Source organism: Flavobacterium sp. ENC, from assembly GCF_020991415.1.
GTDB lineage: Bacteria > Bacteroidota > Bacteroidia > Flavobacteriales > Flavobacteriaceae > Flavobacterium.
This window is the reverse complement of record NZ_JAJMOY010000001.1, coordinates 662,635-679,071: the sequence shown is the minus strand read 5'-3', so window position 1 is coordinate 679,071 and position 16,437 is coordinate 662,635. Positions and strand designations below refer to the sequence as shown.

The window sequence follows — 16,437 nt, the reverse complement described above, 5'->3', positions numbered from 1 at the left end:
GTTTATTTTTTGTTTTTTCTGGAACTAAAAAAAGTTAAAAGCAAATAGCTCAGGAGCCCTGCAATCAACGCGGAAACGGATGCTAAAATAAGACTTCCTACGATATATTGCGTTGCATTTTTCTGAATATCGTCAAGTGTAAGTGAACTGTCTAAAACCAAGGAAGTTTCACCCGATACAAAATAGCTTCCCATTTTCAGCGAACCGTAAATAATGAAGGGAATAAAAGGAGGAAAACTAACATTTGAGGACAGGTAAGCAATGACTTTATTGAGCCTGAATAAAGTAGCGAAAGACAAAAGCAATATCGTCTGGAAGCCCCAAAAAGGAGACATTCCGATAAAAATCCCCAATGCAATGGCAGCCGCTTTTTTGAAATTCGAATCACTGCTTTCTAAAATATCTTCAAGGAAAAATTTCCTAAAGCCTTTTTTTTTTGCTCTTCTGAAAAAATCCCTGGGTTTAATGTACAGCAGTGTATTGATCACCAAAACAGTATTCAGGATACTGATTCGGGTAAAATCTTTAAACGGACGAAAATGCGAAACCCTTTCGGCAGGGTCGTATAAAATCTGAATCGGAATATTTTTTACCACAATTCCTTTCCAGGCCGAACGTACAATAACCTCAATTTCAAATTCGAATTTATTGGTGTAATATTTTTTCGGGATCAGCTGCAACGGATACAACCGGAAACCCGATTGTGTGTCCTCAAGTTTAATTCCGGTTTCAAACCAAAACCAGAAATTTGAAAATTTATTACCAAAACTGCTTTTTTTAGGCACATTTTCCTGTGTCATGTTTCGGCTTCCGATCAATAAAGAATGTGGCTGATTTTGAATCTCAGTGATAAAATTCGGAATATCGGAGGCAAAATGTTGTCCGTCGGAATCGATGGTAATGGCATATTCAAAATTCATTTGAATTGCTTTTTTGAAACCATTTCGTAAGGCCATTCCTTTTCCGGAATTTTTGGCGTGATGAATTTGGGTGAACTGCGAATATTGTTTTAAAATTTCACTTGTTTCATCGGTCGATCCATCATTGACTACAATGACATTTGGAGTGAAATCTAAAATAGAATCCAGCACTTTTTTTAAAGTTTTGTGATTATTGTACGTTGGCACAATCACACAAAAATTAACATTCTGAAGGACTTCTTGTTGTGGTATTGAAGGTTTCATTGCATTTGGTTTCTTCGCCTACTTCACGAACTGCTTCTCTTTTTCAGAGAAACTTTTCGATTGCAGGACAAAGTCTTTTAGATAATCTTTCAAAGCGCCATTTTGCTCGGCATAATGTGCTGTGATAAATTTTTTATCTTCTTTAATATTTTTTTTATAACCTGTAATTCCCGGAACATCTTCCTGGATACTCAGACGGATCATTCTGATTTCGATATTATCCGGATCGCTTTTTAAAGTAGCTTCCAGAAGTTTTGCCCCTTTTTTAAAGCTTGAAATTTTGCTTCCTATTATGTTTTCAAATTTAGATTCCAATACAATGGAAGCCGCTTTGTAAGCCACTAAAATTTTTTCATCGTTGTTTGAAATACCGGAAAGTTTGGCTGTAAATTCTTTAGCATTTGCTTCTGATTTTGCAACATCAGCATACATTTTTCGAATCGAAGCCAAATCCGGTGTTCCGGCAAAATTTATCCATAGAACTAATGACAATAGTAATTTCATAATTATAGTTTTTTATACACATTGCTTAATTTTAAAGCAACGGTGTCGTTAAAGTAAGTTGTGTTTTTCACCTTAACCAAATCATCTTCAGTAATTACAATTTCAAGTTCCAGGCGTAATTCGGGTGATGTTTCAGGATTAATGAGCGCCATGAATTTTACATTGGTAAGCGTCTGAATCATCAGGGTACTTTTAGTAACAGATTCTGTCAGTTCTTTAATAATCTGAATCATGCAAACGCCCGGCATGATAGGATTTCCCGGAAAATGACCTTTAAAAACCTCATGATTGGCATTAACTAATATACGAATATTATATTTAGCGTCTCCTGTTTTCTCTTCTGAAAGTACTTTATAAAAGTCTTTTAAAACCATAATTTTATTTTTTTGCCGAATGTAGATGCGGCACTTATTTTTATTTTTTTCCTTCAAAAGAATAAGAAATTCCTATTTGAAAATTGACATTGGTGTTATAATCTCCAAAAAAATAATAATCATTACGGTCATTGTGGTAATAATCACTGTCTAATACGTCAAGCAGGCCTTTTTTAACCCGGGCTTCAATAGTTACATTTGAAGACAATTTATAAGCAATACCGGTAATAAAGGCTAAATCATTGTACGTTTTTCTGCGGGCTAAATTATCAGCTACCAAGACATCTAAAGCAGGTCCGAATTGTATTTGCAAACCGGGCCCAAAGGTGAATTTATTAATAAGGGCAAAGGATAAATAGTCGAGTTGTAAATCGCGGCGTTCTGTTCTTTCTATTCCGGAATTGGCGTCAGTATAATTTCGGGTTACATCCTCAGAGCCTTGTCTGGTATAGGTGATTTCAGGCTGCAGGGCATAATGTTTTTTAATATTTAGTTCTGCAAAACCACCAACATAAAAACTGGGTTTGTAATTAGAATGCGTTTCTGAAATAGTCGAAAACGTAAAACCCCCTCTCAAACCGGGTTTAAAAGAAAATTGGGCCTGTGTTTGCTGCAATGCAAAAAAAGCGACTATCGCGAGGAACAGTTTTTTTGAATTCAAAATATTTTATTTCGTTTTAAATGTATAACTGATACCAATCTGAAATACCTGATTTAAGATGACATCATCATAATAATAATCTCCGTTATCATCGTAGTCAAGACCGTCGTAACCATAAATATCAATTAGTCCCTGTTTAAATCTTGCCTCAAAGGTTAACCCGTTTGGTAAAGTATAACCCAATCCGGCAACGACAGAAAAGTCAAAATCGATTGGATTAAAACCATATTGGTCAAAATTGTCACTTATTTTAAAATCAGCTGATGGTCCCGCCAAAATGTGAAAACCTTTTCCGCCGAAGTGGAATTTAGCAATAGCACCAGCCGTAAGATAATTTAATTCGTATTTTACAGGCGTCCCGTAATCCGGGGTTTGATAATCATAATATCTTCCTTCAGAGCCTTGTCTCGAATACGTTAATTCAGGTTGCAGCGTAAAAAACCTGTTGAATTTTATGTCGACTAAACCACCAACATAAAAATCGGATTTAAAACCATTGTCATCAATATTGGATAAGTTCGAAAGGTTTAAACCTCCACGAAGTCCCGGGCTCACAGTTACCTGCGCGTTTGATGTGATAAGACCTGTAAATAAAACAAAAGCAATTACGGTTAATTTTTTCATTTTGGTTTGATTTAAAGTTTATGATTCTTTTAAATTTTTATTCTGATTTAAAATAATTGAATTCAATCTTTAGTTTAATATTCTGATGAATAATCTGAATTTTCTCGGCAAAAATATTGTTTTCTGAACTAAATGTGAGTGTTATTTTTTCTTTTGTTTTAGAGGCATGAATTACTTTCTCTAATTTCTGGTCTTTTTTGGACAGGAACAGATAATTATCTCTCTTGCCATCAGCCGATTTGTAGATGTTATCTGATTCGTTTTCAAACTGTTCCTGAATTAAATATTCCTTTTTCAGCAACAATCGGAAATCGTCTCTTAAAGTATTAATGAGGATTTTCCGGTCTAATTCTGAAACAATCGAATTGACTTTAAAACTCTTATCGGAAATTTCAAAATCCAGCAGTTTGTTCCCAAATTCAGTGGTAAAAACAACACGATGTGTACTGTCGTTTATTTTTTTGGCAATAAAAATTCCGGACATTTCATTTCCGTAAACCGTGATATTCGTTTTATAAACATAATCGGTTTTGGGATTTGAAAAATACGGAGCTTCGTAAGACGTTTTGTCTAATTTTTTAGGCGAATAATTTTTTGTGACCGAGCCACAGGAAATTAAAACAATTGCGAGTACGCAATTAATTAGTAAAAACTGAATCGTCGATTTTTGCATTGATCACTTTATTTTTAAGTACAATTCGGGTATAATCTTCAGAGGATTCCAGTAATTTTACCTGAACCACGGTGGCTTCTTCTTTATCGAAAGTCAGTTCAATCTGTTTGATGTATTTTTTCAGCGTAGCATCTTTCGGAATGAATTTAGCAAGATTCTGTCCTTTTAATTTGAAATAGGAAATCGTAAACTCTTTTTCATCAAACATATTTCCGCTTACGCTCCCTACAATTAATTTATTGATGCGGCCAAAAATTTTGCTGTTTCCGATATCCACGGCACTTTTCTTTCCTTCGTCGTTAATCAGGATTTTACCGCTTTTAAAAACAATACTGTAATTGTATGGTTTTTTATATTGCCAGTGCAGCAGACCTGGTTCCTTAAAAATCATTTTTCCGGAAGTTTCAATATCCTTCGATAAAAAGTCCAAATGTTTGTATTGCACAAAATCGGTACTAAGGGTTTTAATTTTTTTCGATACCACGTTGACGTCTTGCTTAAAAGCAGCAATTTCGGCATCAGACATTTTTTGTTCCTGGGCTACTGCGGCAGTACCGATGTTCATTAGCAATAGGAAAAGATATATTTTAGTTTTCATTTGTATTTAGTATTTGTTTTAAAGTAAAATGGAATCGTCATTCTGCTTTACTTTTGATTAAGTAGCATTCATGACGCTTTCATACGCTTTAAGGTTCAAAAGTTCTTCGGTCGAAATCACTTTGTAATTGTTTTGCTGTAAAAATTGCAAAAACCGTTCCAGTACTAAAACAGAGTGTGCCGCCGTATCATGCAAAAGTACGATTCCGCCGGGAGAAATACGTTTTATAATACGATTGAAAATTAAATCCTGATCTTTTGTCCCGCCATCGAGCGACCGGATATTCCAGCCAATCACCTGATGTCCGGTAATTTTTAAAGCTCTTCTAATGGAAGGTGTAGTGACACCGTAAGGAGGACGAAAGAACTTTATTTTTCCCGGAGTAAATTTTTCTAAAAGAGAATCTGTTTTCTGAAGTTCTTTGGTGATTACTACAGCATTGAAGAAATCAAAAAATTTCGAATGACTGTAAGAATGATTTCCAACTAAATGACCTTCTTCAATAATTTGTTTTACGATTTCAGGATGGCTTTCAATGTTTTTTCCAATGCAGAAAAAAGTAGCTTTTGCATTGTATTTTTTTAAAAGAGCCAAAACTTCCAAAGTATATAAACCAGGACCATCATCAAAAGTAAGGGCTATTTTTTTTTCGGTTTCTAAAGGATTATTGCAGAACGCTTTTACATGATAATCAGAAGAAATTCTGGCAGAACCAACAGCATTGATTCCGAGCCAAAGTAAAACAATCACGATAAACCATATCCAGCTAATTGGCGTATAAAGCTTCAGAAAAAGCAGTACAAGCAATAAACAGACAAAAAATATCGAAATGTTTTTGTGCGTTATCATTTTGACAGTAACGTAAAACTATGATTTTTTCCGCTCAGCTGATTGTATAATAAAATAGTATTGTAAGCTGATTTTTTAATCGAATTCACTTTTACAATTTCCGGAATTTCCTGCAGTTTTATAACTTTTGAGGCCATCCACAATCCAAAAGCTGAAGCCGTATCGTATTCGCCACACAAATGTTTGTAATACAACTGAGGGGTAGCTGAAAAAGTATTTTCGGTCAGCGTTCTGTAATACGAATCGAATTTCACATCGCCGTTAAAACCCAAAACGATAGCATCAACGTCTGAAATTTGAAGACCGTTAGATTTTAGGAAAGCGGTTATGTGCGTTTCAATTTCATTTTCTTCTAAAGTGTTTATGATTTCAACATCCAGAATTTCGGCGTAAGTGGTGTCTTTTTTTTCACTTTCCAAAACAAAAAAACTGGCGCCTTCACCGTGAACAGCTCCCATCGTTTTTGGAGCTAGAAGAGTAAACGGCTCTTCACTTTCCTGTTTAACTCGTCCGGCCAATTTAAAAAGTTCCATGGTATAATCGCCATTTTCATCTACGCCGCCTACTAAAATCGAACTGGCTTCGTTTTCTTCCAGTTGCATTTTAGCATCCAGAAGGGCAGACTCGAAAGAAACTACACCATTTACGTAGGTAAAATTATACCCTTTACACTGCATGGTCAGCGCAATTTGTGCCCCAACGGTATTATGGGTAGATTGAATAAATGCGGTTGGCGTTAAAAATTCTTCATTATTATCCAGGATGTTTTTTAAGAATTTTTCAGAATCCTCGATACAGCCTAATCCTGTTCCGGTAATGATGGCGTCTACATTTTCAGCCTGTGCGTCTTTCATCGCCAATGCCGAAGCTACGATTCCGTTTTTCACCCCTTTGGCCATTCTTCTGGCTGCTGCGGGAGCAATAAAATCTTTGTAAGCAGGGGAGACCACACTAAGAATGTTGTCGTTCTGATTGTATACGGCGTCTTCCAAAAAAACAGTATCAAATGTTTTTTGAGTCGAAATACAGCCTACTCCATTTATATATGTTTTTTTCATTCGCTTTTTGAAAATATAAGGGTAGAACAGTTTCCTCCAAATCCAAAAGAATTAGATAAAACGTGATCGATGTTTTTATTTTTTAAGGAAGTTTGTGGCTGCAAATCAAATTCTTCCATCGGAGTTTCGAAATTCATATTCGGATACACCACATTATTCTGAATGGCCAGGACACTATAAACCGCTTCAATGGCCGCTGCTGCTGCCAGGGTATGTCCTGTAAAAGGTTTTGTCGAACTAAAATCAGGGACTTTCTCCTCTCCGTAAATACGAAGTATTGCTCTTCCTTCAGACAAATCGTTATTGGGAGTTGCCGTTCCGTGTACGTTGATATAATCTATTTCAGAAGGTTTCAAACCTGAAACTTCAAAAGCTTTTTTCATCGCCAGGTAAGCGCCGTCCCCGTTTTCTGAGGAAGCAGTCTGATGAAAAGCATCGTTTGCATTTCCGTAGCCGGAAACCCTGGCGAGGACTTTTTTGTTTTGTTTTTGTACAATTTCATCGGATTCCAAAACCAGATAGGCTGCAGCTTCTCCCAGATTCAAACCTTTACGGTTGTTATCAAAAGGTTTGTTATAATCGTCGGATAAAATCATTAAAGTCTTAAATCCGTTGATGGTGAATTTTGCCAAAGCATCGGCTCCGCCCACAATAACACGGTCCAGTTTTCCGCTTTTTATCAATCGCGCGCCCAGCATAATGGAGTTCGCAGCCGATGAACAAGCGGTACTGATTGTCGTTACCATTCCCTTTAGACCCAACTCTGAAGCAATTTTATCGGCAACATCGCCACCGTCATGACAGCTAATATATTTTACAAGTTCCGGCTTTTCGAAATAATCATAATAATATTTTTCCGTCATGTCCATTCCGCCCACACTTGTAGCCGAAATTAGTCCGGTCCTGAATTCGTTTATAGCTGTAATTCCGGCATTTTCGACAGCCTGTTTTGCTGCAAAAGTGCCAATCATAGCCGTTCTCGAGAAATTATTATCCGTCGGAAGATCCAATTCGTCAATCAGTTCCGGATTGGTTTTTTTAATTTCCCCTACCTTATTAATGTCGGCATGAATCGTTGTAATATTCCGGACACGGGTAATGGCACGATTTTCATGTAATAATGAATCTAAATTTTCCTCAACTGAATTTCCAATCGAAGAGATAATTCCCATTCCTGTTATTGCAACACCTTTCATTATTAGACTTCTTAGATGATTAGATTATTAGACTTGCTTAGATTTTCAGACTTCTTGGATTGTTGGATTTTTAGATTATTCTTTCTGTTTCGCTAAAGTTTAAAAAAACTATTTTAAAATTAGATTTTTGAATATTACTTATCGAAGAAATCTAAAAATCTAAGAAGTCTAACGATCTGAAAATCTATTTTGTTCTGTTAGCGCTAATTTGGATTATAAGACTTCTTAGATTGTTCGATTTTTAGACTATTCTTTTTATTTGCCAAAGTTTAAAACTATTTTAAAATTAGATTTTTGGATATTCTTATCTAAGAAATCTAAAAATCCAAGAAGTCTAACGATCTAAAAATCTATTTCGTTCTGTTAGCGCTGATGTAAGCCGCCATAGATTCGATCGATTGGAAAATGGTTTTCCCTTCTTTCGGGTCTACCAGTTTAATTCCGTAATCCTTATCTAATATCACGATTAATTCAAGGGCATCAATCGAGTCCAAACCTAAACCATCTCCAAATAAAGCGTCGTTATCTGCAATATCTTCCACAGCGATATCTTCAAGGTTTAACGTTGTAATGATTTTATTTTTTAATTCCAGTTTTAATGCTTCCATGATTATTGATTGTATAATGTATTGATAGTTTCGTTTGTATATTTCGTGCTTTCTTCTTTACTGATGGTGCAAAGAAACGCTTTGTAATCGTCATTAAAAAATTCTACCCAACCGCAAAGAACCAGGTCTGCCTTATTCGAATTCAGAAGAATATTAGAATAATTAGACATAAATTCAGTGTTAAAGGCATCAAATATAAAGAAAGAATTTTCACTTTTCAGCTGATGGCGGATACTTATTTCGCCCAGACAAATATTTGGCAGCGTATAAACGAAAACCGCCGGACTCGGAAAGTAGTTTTCCTGCTCTGAAATAGATTCCTGATATTTTACATCGGTATCTAAACTGGAGGATTTATTGGCCAGAACCAGCGCAATATTATTTTCCTGTTCAGCCGAAGAAGTTATGGGGCTCAAAAGCAATTCTGATCCTAAAAAAGCCAGTTTGCTCAAAGCATCCATTTTGAAAAACTTGGGGTATTGCAGGTCAAAATTACGATAGGCTTGTTTCGAGAAATCCGCAAAATCGGTGGGTTCGATTTTGAATACCGAAATTCCGTTCAAAACAATTTCGTTGTTTTGGATGGTGATGCAGGATTGTATGTTGGTTTTTTGAGTCATTGTTTTGATTGCTAATACAAATGGATCAGTATGATTTTTTCCTGATTGAGAATAACATACTTAGCTGTTAAACTGTATTTGTCATTGTTTTTTTATAAATTTGTCAAGTTATGAAATTCTACGAAAAATATCCGCAGTTAAAACAAAAAAGCTTTTTGTCAAAAGTGCTTACTAATACTGTATTTTCTACAATGTCTTTAGAAAACCAACATGTTTCAAAACCAACGATTATTAAAATTTTGGATGCCATTTTAAAAGAAAAAGAAATAAAAGGAAAAGCATTTTTTACAAAAGAATAATTTTCCATTTCATTTCACTTTTTCAAAAACAACAGCCGTATTACAACCTCCAAATCCGGAAGCCGTCTTCAGGAAAAACTCAATAGTTGCCTTTTCATTCTTCTCAATTACATTTATAGTTTCACTTACACCAATTTCATCAAAACCTTTTGATTCAAAAAGCAGATTCTGGCTGGCAGATTCAATGGCGATTACGGTTTCTAACAATCCCGAAGCACCTAAGGTATGCCCATAAAATCCTTTTAAACTATTTATCGGAACATTTTGTAAACCTAAACGATTTAGGGCAATGGCCTCCATTTCGTCATTGAATGGAGTGGCAGTTCCGTGTGCTGAGATATAATCTAATTTGTCGGTTTCAATTTGCGCTTCTTTCAAAGCATTCTGTATACTTCGGTACAAACCTTCACCTGTTCTGGAAGGACCGGAAATATGATTGGCATCGTTTATCGAACTGTCTCCGATCACTTTTACTTTTGCATTTGTGGCATCCGCTGAAACTAAAACTGCAGCCGTTGCTTCGCCTAAACTTACACCGGTTCTGTTTTTAGAATACGGCTTGCAAGGCAGATCACTCATGGCCTGAAACGCATTAAATCCGGATAAAACAAACTCCGAAACTTCATCGCCGGCAATGACAAAAGCGTTGTCATACAGCTCCGACTGAATTAATCTTTTGGCTACGGAGACGGCTAAAATTCCGGAAACACAGGCATTCGAAACCACAATGGGCTGCGTCTGAAATCCGAAGAAACCTGCAACATTTTTTGCCAGGACATCTAAATGAGCATTATTGAAACTTTCTTCTGAATTCTCTTTTAATGCCGTAACATTTCCTTTTGTAGTCGAAAGTATAAAGGCTGTTTTTGAATTTAATTCAATTCCTGAATTTTTGATAATCGGTTCTAAAGCCATAATCATCATTTTCTCCAGACGGGAATATTTTTTGTCAGTACTGATTTTCTCAAAAGCACTGTTTAGTTTTTCATTATTGATAATGGAAGCATAAAACGGTATCGGCATCAAAGAAAGATCTTCGTGCAGCTGAATACCGGAATCACCACGAAGAATTGCTTCGGTATTCGATTTGACATCAAACCCTAAAGGCGTTATACAATTGGTTTCAGTGATATAGACTGCTCTTGTCATTTTTTCTTTTTTTATGGTCTATAAATAGGCCACAGATTGTACGGATTAAACGGATTAACACAGGTTTTTTATTTTGTAATTTGTGCTAATTCGTGAAATTCGTGTTCTACTTTAATAAGCCTACTTTTCTTTTCCACTCTTCGTAAAAAGGGGGATTGGTCAGCATTAAATTTCCGTCGCCGTCTAAAAATACCTGCACGGTTTCGCCGGTACAGGCTATTTCGCCTTTTGCATCTATTATTTTAAAACGGTAAATCATTTTGGCCGCAGGCGTATCTACTACTGTGGTTTCTATCGTGACCACATCGCCATAACGGAGTGATAATTTATGTTCACATTTTGATTTTACAATTGGGGTCGTGTAACCCGTGTTGCCAATATCCAGATAGGTAAGTCCGTGCTGGCGGCCAAACGCTTCCCGTCCATCCTCAAAATAGGTAATGTAATTTCCATGCCAGACAATGCCAAGCGGATCAGTTTCGTTAAAACGAATTCTGATTTCGTGCGTTACCGTCAGGTCAGTGGCTTCGTTAAACTGTTCTTTTCTTTTTGTCATAAAATAATGCGATGGAGGTGGTGATGATAAAAAACAAAAACAATAAACTTATTTTTGGAATGATTTCTAATAATGTTACGTTGCGCAATAAAACATCGTAAAAGGCTTCGAGTCCCCAGTTCATTGGGGATGATTTGGCTATGACCTGCATAATTTTCGGCATAGCAAAAACAGGCACCCAGACACCGCCAACGGCCGCTAAAATGAGCACACTCGTGGCACCAAACGGCGCAGATTGTTCTTGCGTGCTGGCTACGGTTCCCAATAAAATTCCGAATCCGATTGCGGCAAATCCGGAAAACAACGCTACAACACTCATTAAAAACAAATGTCCTTCGATATTTAAAGGAGGCAGGCCAATATGCGGAAACAGAAAAATTGCAACCGCCACCATCATATAAAACTGAATCATGCAGATTGCAGAATACGTAATGGTTTTTCCGATGATGACAATCAGGTTAGAAACCGGATTGGTTAGCAATCGTACAAAGGTACCTTGTGATTTTTCTTTTACGATATTGATAGACAACGGAATTACAATAAAAAATATGGCAAAAAGCGTCCAGGCCGGAACGTTATGCTGCACCGAATTGGGACGAATTTCTTTGTTGTTTATTCTCGGAATGATTTCTTTGAACGTAATAAAACTCTTTTGTTCGAATGAAGCGGTACCTTCTCCTAACTGATTCTGAAAAGTGGTGTAAATGGATTTGGTCTCGATTTGCGAAATCATTTTATCAATAGCATTCATGACCGCATTTTTGAAACTCATCTGAACCGCCGGATCAAAATACAATTTCACTTCTTTTTCTTTGATTATTTTCGAAGGTGCTGCCGTTGCCGTGCTGTCGGTTAACCCCATACTGCTGACAATTTTGGCTACATTCTGATCAATTTTGGTCTGCAAATCGACACTCAGGTTTTTCGGAATTACAATCGCCAATTGAAATTTTCCTTTGTAAACAGCTTCTTTGGCAACTTCTTCCGTAATGGGTTTATTGTCAATCTGAGTAACCACGCTAAACAAATTGCTTTTTTCGAGATTATCAAAAACAGTTTTAGAGACTGAACCTTTGTCATTGTCAACCAGTAAAATCGGAATTTTGCTATCGCTAATGGTTTTAAAAGTACTGTCTTGTATTAAAGTAACCGTGATGACAAGCACCAGCGGCATGATAAACAAAATAATTAAACCGCCTAAATCGCGTTTAAGCAGTAAAAATTCTTTTACGACCGACATCCAGATTTTATATACCATCTCTTAAGTTTTTACCGGTTAGTGAAATAAAAACGTCTTCGAGATTTCCGGCTTCAGCGGTAGAAGCAATCAAACCCGAAGGTGTGCCCTGCGCATAAATGCTGCCCTGGTCCAGAATGGCGATGTTGGTACAGAAATCTTCGGCTTCGGCCAAATGATGTGAAGTATATATAATAGTAGTTCCTTGTTCGTTTAATAATTTCAAATAATCTATAATCGCATTTTTGGAGTGAACGTCAACCCCTACGGTTGGTTCATCGAGAAACAAAACTTTTGGATTGTGCAGGATTCCGGCAATCAGATTGACTCTTCGTTTCATTCCGCCCGAGAAGGTTTCGATACGTTTGTCTGCGAATTTCAAAAGCCCCAGAAGATCTAACGTTTCGACTACTTTATCTTTCAGATACGAACCTTTCAGGCCGTACATGCTTCCAAAATAATGCAGGTTTTCCCTCGCGGTTAAGGTTGGATATAAGGCATATTCCTGTGGTACAACGCCAATAATTTTTTTAATTTTTGAAGAATGGTCTGTGTAGTTCAGATCATTTATGGAAAAATGCCCTGAGGTAGGTTTTACCAGTCCGCAAAGCATGGAAATCAAAGTGGTTTTTCCGGCACCGTTCGGACCTAATAATCCGAAAATCTGGCCTTCGTATATGTTCAGCGAAAAATCGTTCAAAGAATACAGATCTGCATCTTTGTACTTTTTCGAGAGGGATTCTATTTTTATAATGGGCTGCAAAATATGTTTAGCTAATGGCTTTTTTTAGTTTTTTGAAAAAGATTTCTTCTCTGTTGGCAATGTCCAGAAGTTCATCGGCAATAGTATTGTAGGCATCTTCCTTGACACTTCTGTTTTTATAAATACGGGAAGCTTCTACGGCAAAATCACGCCATGAATCGCCAATTTGGGTCATTTCCTTTGAAAGCACTTTCAATTCTTCATTATTCAGAATCACTGAAGCTTCCTGTAAAAAAGCAGCATAAATAAAACGGAAACCACCGCCTCCGGTACCAATTTCTTCCTGCATGCGAACCATTTGCGCCAGGTAATGATTGGCTTTTTTAGTGCCGTGTTTTACAGGCCATTTTCTGATTTGTTTCGATACAAATTTAATTCCGCGTACACCCACGATTGGCATTGGAGCCAGCATATCACGACACGTATTTTTGATTCCTTTTATGATAGCACTCTTCAGATCGACTTCTTTTGGAACCTGAATCGGATAGTACATTTGCCCGCGTGGCGCAAAAGCACCTTTGGCAAAACGAACCTTGTCTAATTCGTCATGGGTTAAGGTCGTAACCGTTTCCATTACAGGGTCGCTTACTAAATAATCGGTATCGGTTTTGCCGTAAACGACCAGGTTATGAGCGTTAAAATGAAAGCGGTATTCATCCGGAAAATAACTCAGGTGATATACGCCAACTTGTAATCCTGTCGGAATATTGTTTTTTAAATTCGCGTCTAATGCCGCATTTGCATTTGTTGCAGAAGAGAATTTTTGTCTTTTTATTTTAAGGTTTAAACGTCTTGCCACCTTATTGAAAATCTGTCCGGGCAGCGTTCTGTAGCTGATTGCCGGGGCGTGATTTACTTTTATAAAGGGCAGGTACACGAAAAAAAGCCCGGAACCAATCCCAAAAACCATCGGTTCACTGATGTTCAGTCCGCTGTTTTTTAACAAATTCGAAGCTACTCCATTCTCGCAATGGGCAGATTGATGATGTGTGAAATTAGTCTGCATTAGTCTTTTTGATGTTTTTTAGTTCGGCTATTGTTATTTCAAAAGCGTCGGCATATTTCTGTAAAATGGTATCGTTTAATTTGGCAAAAACGGCTGGCTTAAAATGTCTTTTCACGCGCCATTTCCACATTCCGACATAACTTGCCAAAATCGTCAAATCCATTTTGTTGCGTTCCATATAATAACAAATCGGACTTGCTTCGCCGGTTTCGACCTGCCTTTTTGCTTCGGCAATCCTTTCATTAATATCATCTATGGAATTTGAAAGTGCAATGGTCTTGGGTTCCCAACCGGTACTTAAAGTTGTGGTGTAATCACCGTTTTCATCGGTGGCATACAAAAGCTCTTTGACGTTATTTTTAGTTAAGTTGCTTGTGTCTTGTGGTACTTTTTCTTTTTCCATGACCGTTTAGTTTTCGATTGAAATTAGGATACTACAGTCGAAATTGTTTTTTGAATGAACAAATTAATTTCGCATTCTAAAAGTTTTTTATCTCCCAGTAAGCTTTCGCAGCTCATGGTGCATAAAGTATAATCGTCGCCTTCAAATTTTGAAACCAGGTTTGCCCGCGTAATAATAGTATCGTAAGCTTTTGGCAGTTGGTGTATTTTCAGGTTTTTTATGGCGCTGATAAAACCAATTACATGTATGTTTTCATTTTCTGAACCGTTCTCGTCAAAAAAATATTTTTTCCCGACTATGGCAGAACAGGTTTGTGCGGTATTTTCTATGAGACCGGCTTCGATAAAAACACCGTTGCTGACAAAAATATTGTCTTCTCTTATCAAAAACACGGTTTCTACAAAACTGGCATCTACATTCAGAATTAAGTCGACCATGAGCAAAGGTGGCCGGTGCGGTAAATAATTCTGGATGTCAACAGCGGTTCTCATACAAGTATTATTATTTAGCTAAAACGGTTTTCATTTGTCCGTTAGCGATTTCTTCATTGTTCAAAGTCGTTACGATATCTACCAGGGTGATTCCGGCAAATTCCTGTATAATGGTTACCGTAGACTGAATCGTATCGTTTATTTTTGGCAGCTTTTTAATTTCAATTTCTTTTATGGAACCGATATAACCTGTTGGTGCTTTTTCATTTTTCAAAAAGAACTCGTAACCGGTATGTAAGGCTACCGACTGGGCCATGTGCTCAATTAAGCCTGCTTCCAGGAAAAAATTATCGTCATAAAATATATTATCGTCTTTAATTTTTAGTCCGGAAACCAGCGAGTTTTCGGTAAACGAATACATTTTATCTACCATTACAAAAGGAAACTTTTGTGGCAGTAAATTCTCGACAGCTTCTTTTTCTAACACTAAAGTGGTTTCCATTAGCAAACGGTTAAATAAGCATAGGCGAAAGAAAATCTTCCGCTTTCCGGAACTGATAAAAGAATACGATCTCCTTTTTTCAAATTACCGGAATTCATTAATTCTTCCAAAGCTAAATAAATAGAGGCAGAACCTACATTTCCAACTCTCGAAAGATTCATAAACCATTTATCATCGGTCATTCCGATTCCTTTCTCCGTCAGTCCTTTTTTTAATCCTTCCACAAAAAAGTTAGACGAAACGTGAGGGATAAAATAATCTACCTGATCGGCTGTGATATTGTTTTTACCCATAGCATCCCTCATGCTTTCGGCACCTTTTGAAAGGATAAATTCGTCCAGTAATTTCACATCCTGTTTGATGGCAAAAACAGATTCCTTCAGCCATTCCTCCGGGGCATAATCGCTCCACGCTTTGATTTCGCCATTCTCTAATTTATCCCCTCCGGCATACATGCAGGTTTCCAGTTCGTACGCATACGAAAAAGCTTCCATCCATTCGATTTTTAGGGAAATTGGCCCTTTTGGCTCATTTTCCAGTAAAAAAGCTCCGGCTCCGTCAGATAACATCCAGCGTAAAAAATCTTTTTTGAACGCAATGATAGGCTGCTCTTCCAGGCTTTTCAGATTAGCGGCTTCGTGATTGTACATTTGGGCATTCAGCCAGGTCGAAACTCTTTCAGATCCTGTGCAGATTGCATTTTTGGAATTTCCGGATCTTACGGAAAGGAAGCCAAATTTTAAGGAATTCATTCCGGCACAGCAAACACCGGTGGATGAATTTAATTCTACTGATTTGTTTTTTAATAATCCATGAACCATCGCAGCATGCGAAGGCAGAAAAACATCAGGTGTTGAGGTTCCGCAGGAAAGCACTTCGAGATCCTGTGCCGTAAAGTTTTCATCAAACAGCTGCACAACAGCATTTCGGGTCAATTCGGCGTTGTTGTGTGTACTTTTTCCCGTTTTATCTATGGCGTAATAACGACTTGTAATTTTATTATTGCGTAAAATAATGCGTCTTGCTTTAGAAGCGGCATCATTGATGAGTCCTAAATAATCCTCCATTTCTTCATTAGAAACAGCCTCATTTGGCAAATATTTTGCAGCTTTGGTAATATATACTTCAAACATAATCTAATT

General features: G+C 37.0%; 22 protein-coding genes. 1 reads left to right on the top strand and 21 read right to left on the bottom strand.

The window, feature by feature from the left end; genetic code table 11:
• Window positions 1-2 precede the first annotated feature (2 nt).
• From LPB89_RS02805 to LPB89_RS02750, 12 genes are all read right to left on the bottom strand, one after another.
• Window positions 3-1,184 carry a DUF2062 domain-containing protein gene (locus tag LPB89_RS02805; RefSeq protein ID WP_230700163.1) on the bottom strand — a complete coding sequence of 394 codons (1,182 nt, stop codon included), beginning with the start codon at window positions 1,182-1,184 and terminating at the stop codon, window positions 3-5.
• Between the two features lie 18 nt (window positions 1,185-1,202).
• Complete coding sequence (locus tag LPB89_RS02800; RefSeq protein ID WP_230700162.1) at window positions 1,203-1,688, bottom strand: hypothetical protein; 486 nt, start codon at window positions 1,686-1,688, stop codon at window positions 1,203-1,205.
• A 2-nt stretch (window positions 1,689-1,690) separates the two neighbouring features.
• A complete protein-coding gene (locus LPB89_RS02795; protein ID WP_127338129.1) occupies window positions 1,691-2,062 on the bottom strand; it encodes a 3-hydroxyacyl-ACP dehydratase in 372 nt (123 codons plus the stop codon).
• 40 nt (window positions 2,063-2,102) lie between these two features.
• Window positions 2,103-2,723, bottom strand: coding sequence for an outer membrane beta-barrel protein (locus tag LPB89_RS02790; protein ID WP_230700161.1), 621 nt, complete (start codon window positions 2,721-2,723; stop codon window positions 2,103-2,105).
• A 6-nt stretch (window positions 2,724-2,729) separates the two neighbouring features.
• A complete protein-coding gene (locus tag LPB89_RS02785) occupies window positions 2,730-3,347 on the bottom strand; it encodes a porin family protein (RefSeq protein ID WP_230700160.1) in 618 nt (205 codons plus the stop codon).
• A 37-nt stretch (window positions 3,348-3,384) separates the two neighbouring features.
• Complete coding sequence (locus LPB89_RS02780; protein WP_230700159.1) at window positions 3,385-4,020, bottom strand: hypothetical protein; 636 nt, start codon at window positions 4,018-4,020, stop codon at window positions 3,385-3,387.
• Window positions 3,986-4,618: an outer membrane lipoprotein carrier protein LolA gene (locus LPB89_RS02775; protein WP_230700158.1), complete on the bottom strand. Its 633-nt coding sequence runs from the start codon at window positions 4,616-4,618 to the stop codon at window positions 3,986-3,988. Before LPB89_RS02775 ends, LPB89_RS02780 begins: the two co-directional genes overlap by 35 nt.
• A gap of 57 nt (window positions 4,619-4,675) precedes the next feature.
• A complete protein-coding gene (locus LPB89_RS02770) occupies window positions 4,676-5,467 on the bottom strand; it encodes a polysaccharide deacetylase family protein (RefSeq protein ID WP_230700157.1) in 792 nt (263 codons plus the stop codon).
• The gene (locus LPB89_RS02765; RefSeq protein ID WP_230700156.1) at window positions 5,464-6,525 is read right to left on the bottom strand and encodes a beta-ketoacyl synthase N-terminal-like domain-containing protein; all 1,062 of its coding nucleotides are present in this window, start codon (window positions 6,523-6,525) and stop codon (window positions 5,464-5,466) included. Before LPB89_RS02765 ends, LPB89_RS02770 begins: the two co-directional genes overlap by 4 nt.
• The gene (locus LPB89_RS02760; protein ID WP_230700155.1) at window positions 6,522-7,721 is read right to left on the bottom strand and encodes a beta-ketoacyl synthase; all 1,200 of its coding nucleotides are present in this window, start codon (window positions 7,719-7,721) and stop codon (window positions 6,522-6,524) included. Before LPB89_RS02760 ends, LPB89_RS02765 begins: the two co-directional genes overlap by 4 nt.
• Before the next feature lie 350 nt (window positions 7,722-8,071).
• The gene (locus tag LPB89_RS02755; RefSeq protein ID WP_132032712.1) at window positions 8,072-8,329 is read right to left on the bottom strand and encodes a phosphopantetheine-binding protein; all 258 of its coding nucleotides are present in this window, start codon (window positions 8,327-8,329) and stop codon (window positions 8,072-8,074) included.
• 2 nt (window positions 8,330-8,331) lie between these two features.
• The gene (locus LPB89_RS02750; protein ID WP_230700154.1) at window positions 8,332-8,949 is read right to left on the bottom strand and encodes a 3-oxoacyl-ACP synthase; all 618 of its coding nucleotides are present in this window, start codon (window positions 8,947-8,949) and stop codon (window positions 8,332-8,334) included.
• Between the two features lie 110 nt (window positions 8,950-9,059).
• Here LPB89_RS02750 and LPB89_RS02745 point away from each other — a divergent pair, with 110 nt between their 5' ends.
• Window positions 9,060-9,248 carry a hypothetical protein gene (locus tag LPB89_RS02745; protein ID WP_230700153.1) on the top strand — a complete coding sequence of 63 codons (189 nt, stop codon included), beginning with the start codon at window positions 9,060-9,062 and terminating at the stop codon, window positions 9,246-9,248.
• Window positions 9,249-9,257: 9 nt separating this feature from the next.
• Here the strand turns inward: LPB89_RS02745 and LPB89_RS02740 are convergent, their stop codons facing one another.
• The 9 genes from LPB89_RS02740 to LPB89_RS02700 all read right to left on the bottom strand — a co-directional run bounded on the left by LPB89_RS02740 (window position 9,258) and on the right by LPB89_RS02700 (window position 16,428).
• Window positions 9,258-10,397 (bottom strand): beta-ketoacyl synthase, encoded by a 1,140-nt coding sequence (locus tag LPB89_RS02740; RefSeq protein ID WP_230700152.1) that lies wholly within the window; start codon window positions 10,395-10,397, stop codon window positions 9,258-9,260.
• Window positions 10,398-10,503: 106 nt separating this feature from the next.
• Window positions 10,504-10,953 (bottom strand): thioesterase family protein, encoded by a 450-nt coding sequence (locus tag LPB89_RS02735; RefSeq protein WP_230700151.1) that lies wholly within the window; start codon window positions 10,951-10,953, stop codon window positions 10,504-10,506.
• Window positions 10,928-12,211, bottom strand: coding sequence for an ABC transporter permease (locus LPB89_RS02730; protein ID WP_230700150.1), 1,284 nt, complete (start codon window positions 12,209-12,211; stop codon window positions 10,928-10,930). Before LPB89_RS02730 ends, LPB89_RS02735 begins: the two co-directional genes overlap by 26 nt.
• Window positions 12,201-12,953, bottom strand: coding sequence for an ABC transporter ATP-binding protein (locus LPB89_RS02725; protein ID WP_230700149.1), 753 nt, complete (start codon window positions 12,951-12,953; stop codon window positions 12,201-12,203). Before LPB89_RS02725 ends, LPB89_RS02730 begins: the two co-directional genes overlap by 11 nt.
• Window positions 12,954-12,960: 7 nt before the next feature.
• A complete protein-coding gene (locus LPB89_RS02720; protein WP_230700148.1) occupies window positions 12,961-13,959 on the bottom strand; it encodes a BtrH N-terminal domain-containing protein in 999 nt (332 codons plus the stop codon).
• Window positions 13,949-14,362 carry a hypothetical protein gene (locus LPB89_RS02715; protein ID WP_230700147.1) on the bottom strand — a complete coding sequence of 138 codons (414 nt, stop codon included), beginning with the start codon at window positions 14,360-14,362 and terminating at the stop codon, window positions 13,949-13,951. The genes LPB89_RS02720 and LPB89_RS02715 overlap by 11 nt, the downstream gene beginning before the upstream one ends.
• Before the next feature lie 23 nt (window positions 14,363-14,385).
• Window positions 14,386-14,853, bottom strand: a complete 468-nt coding sequence (locus LPB89_RS02710; RefSeq protein WP_230700146.1) for an ABC transporter permease — start codon at window positions 14,851-14,853, stop codon at window positions 14,386-14,388.
• A 10-nt stretch (window positions 14,854-14,863) separates the two neighbouring features.
• The gene (locus LPB89_RS02705; RefSeq protein WP_127338145.1) at window positions 14,864-15,295 is read right to left on the bottom strand and encodes a hypothetical protein; all 432 of its coding nucleotides are present in this window, start codon (window positions 15,293-15,295) and stop codon (window positions 14,864-14,866) included.
• Window positions 15,295-16,428: a beta-ketoacyl-ACP synthase III gene (locus LPB89_RS02700; protein WP_127338146.1), complete on the bottom strand. Its 1,134-nt coding sequence runs from the start codon at window positions 16,426-16,428 to the stop codon at window positions 15,295-15,297. The genes LPB89_RS02705 and LPB89_RS02700 overlap by 1 nt, the downstream gene beginning before the upstream one ends.
• Between the last annotated feature and the right edge of the window lie 9 nt (window positions 16,429-16,437).

Bases quoted from the DNA above. Each gene is read 5' to 3' on its own strand.
- LPB89_RS02805 (WP_230700163.1), bottom strand. From the start codon at position 1,184: ATGAAACCTTCAATACCACAACAAGAAGTCCTTCAGAATGTTAATTTT.
- LPB89_RS02800 (WP_230700162.1), bottom strand. From the start codon at position 1,688: ATGAAATTACTATTGTCATTAGTTCTATGGATAAATTTTGCCGGAACA.
- LPB89_RS02795 (WP_127338129.1), bottom strand. From the start codon at position 2,062: ATGGTTTTAAAAGACTTTTATAAAGTACTTTCAGAAGAGAAAACAGGA.
- LPB89_RS02785 (WP_230700160.1), bottom strand. From the start codon at position 3,347: ATGAAAAAATTAACCGTAATTGCTTTTGTTTTATTTACAGGTCTTATC.
- LPB89_RS02780 (WP_230700159.1), bottom strand. From the start codon at position 4,020: ATGCAAAAATCGACGATTCAGTTTTTACTAATTAATTGCGTACTCGCA.
- LPB89_RS02775 (WP_230700158.1), bottom strand. From the start codon at position 4,618: ATGAAAACTAAAATATATCTTTTCCTATTGCTAATGAACATCGGTACT.
- LPB89_RS02770 (WP_230700157.1), bottom strand. From the start codon at position 5,467: ATGATAACGCACAAAAACATTTCGATATTTTTTGTCTGTTTATTGCTT.
- LPB89_RS02765 (WP_230700156.1), bottom strand. From the start codon at position 6,525: ATGAAAAAAACATATATAAATGGAGTAGGCTGTATTTCGACTCAAAAA.
- LPB89_RS02760 (WP_230700155.1), bottom strand. From the start codon at position 7,721: ATGAAAGGTGTTGCAATAACAGGAATGGGAATTATCTCTTCGATTGGA.
- LPB89_RS02755 (WP_132032712.1), bottom strand. From the start codon at position 8,329: ATGGAAGCATTAAAACTGGAATTAAAAAATAAAATCATTACAACGTTA.
- LPB89_RS02750 (WP_230700154.1), bottom strand. From the start codon at position 8,949: ATGACTCAAAAAACCAACATACAATCCTGCATCACCATCCAAAACAAC.
- LPB89_RS02745 (WP_230700153.1), top strand. From the start codon at position 9,060: ATGAAATTCTACGAAAAATATCCGCAGTTAAAACAAAAAAGCTTTTTG.
- LPB89_RS02740 (WP_230700152.1), bottom strand. From the start codon at position 10,397: ATGACAAGAGCAGTCTATATCACTGAAACCAATTGTATAACGCCTTTA.
- LPB89_RS02735 (WP_230700151.1), bottom strand. From the start codon at position 10,953: ATGACAAAAAGAAAAGAACAGTTTAACGAAGCCACTGACCTGACGGTA.
- LPB89_RS02730 (WP_230700150.1), bottom strand. From the start codon at position 12,211: ATGGTATATAAAATCTGGATGTCGGTCGTAAAAGAATTTTTACTGCTT.
- LPB89_RS02720 (WP_230700148.1), bottom strand. From the start codon at position 13,959: ATGCAGACTAATTTCACACATCATCAATCTGCCCATTGCGAGAATGGA.
- LPB89_RS02715 (WP_230700147.1), bottom strand. From the start codon at position 14,362: ATGGAAAAAGAAAAAGTACCACAAGACACAAGCAACTTAACTAAAAAT.
- LPB89_RS02710 (WP_230700146.1), bottom strand. From the start codon at position 14,853: ATGAGAACCGCTGTTGACATCCAGAATTATTTACCGCACCGGCCACCT.
- LPB89_RS02705 (WP_127338145.1), bottom strand. From the start codon at position 15,295: ATGGAAACCACTTTAGTGTTAGAAAAAGAAGCTGTCGAGAATTTACTG.
- LPB89_RS02700 (WP_127338146.1), bottom strand. From the start codon at position 16,428: ATGTTTGAAGTATATATTACCAAAGCTGCAAAATATTTGCCAAATGAG.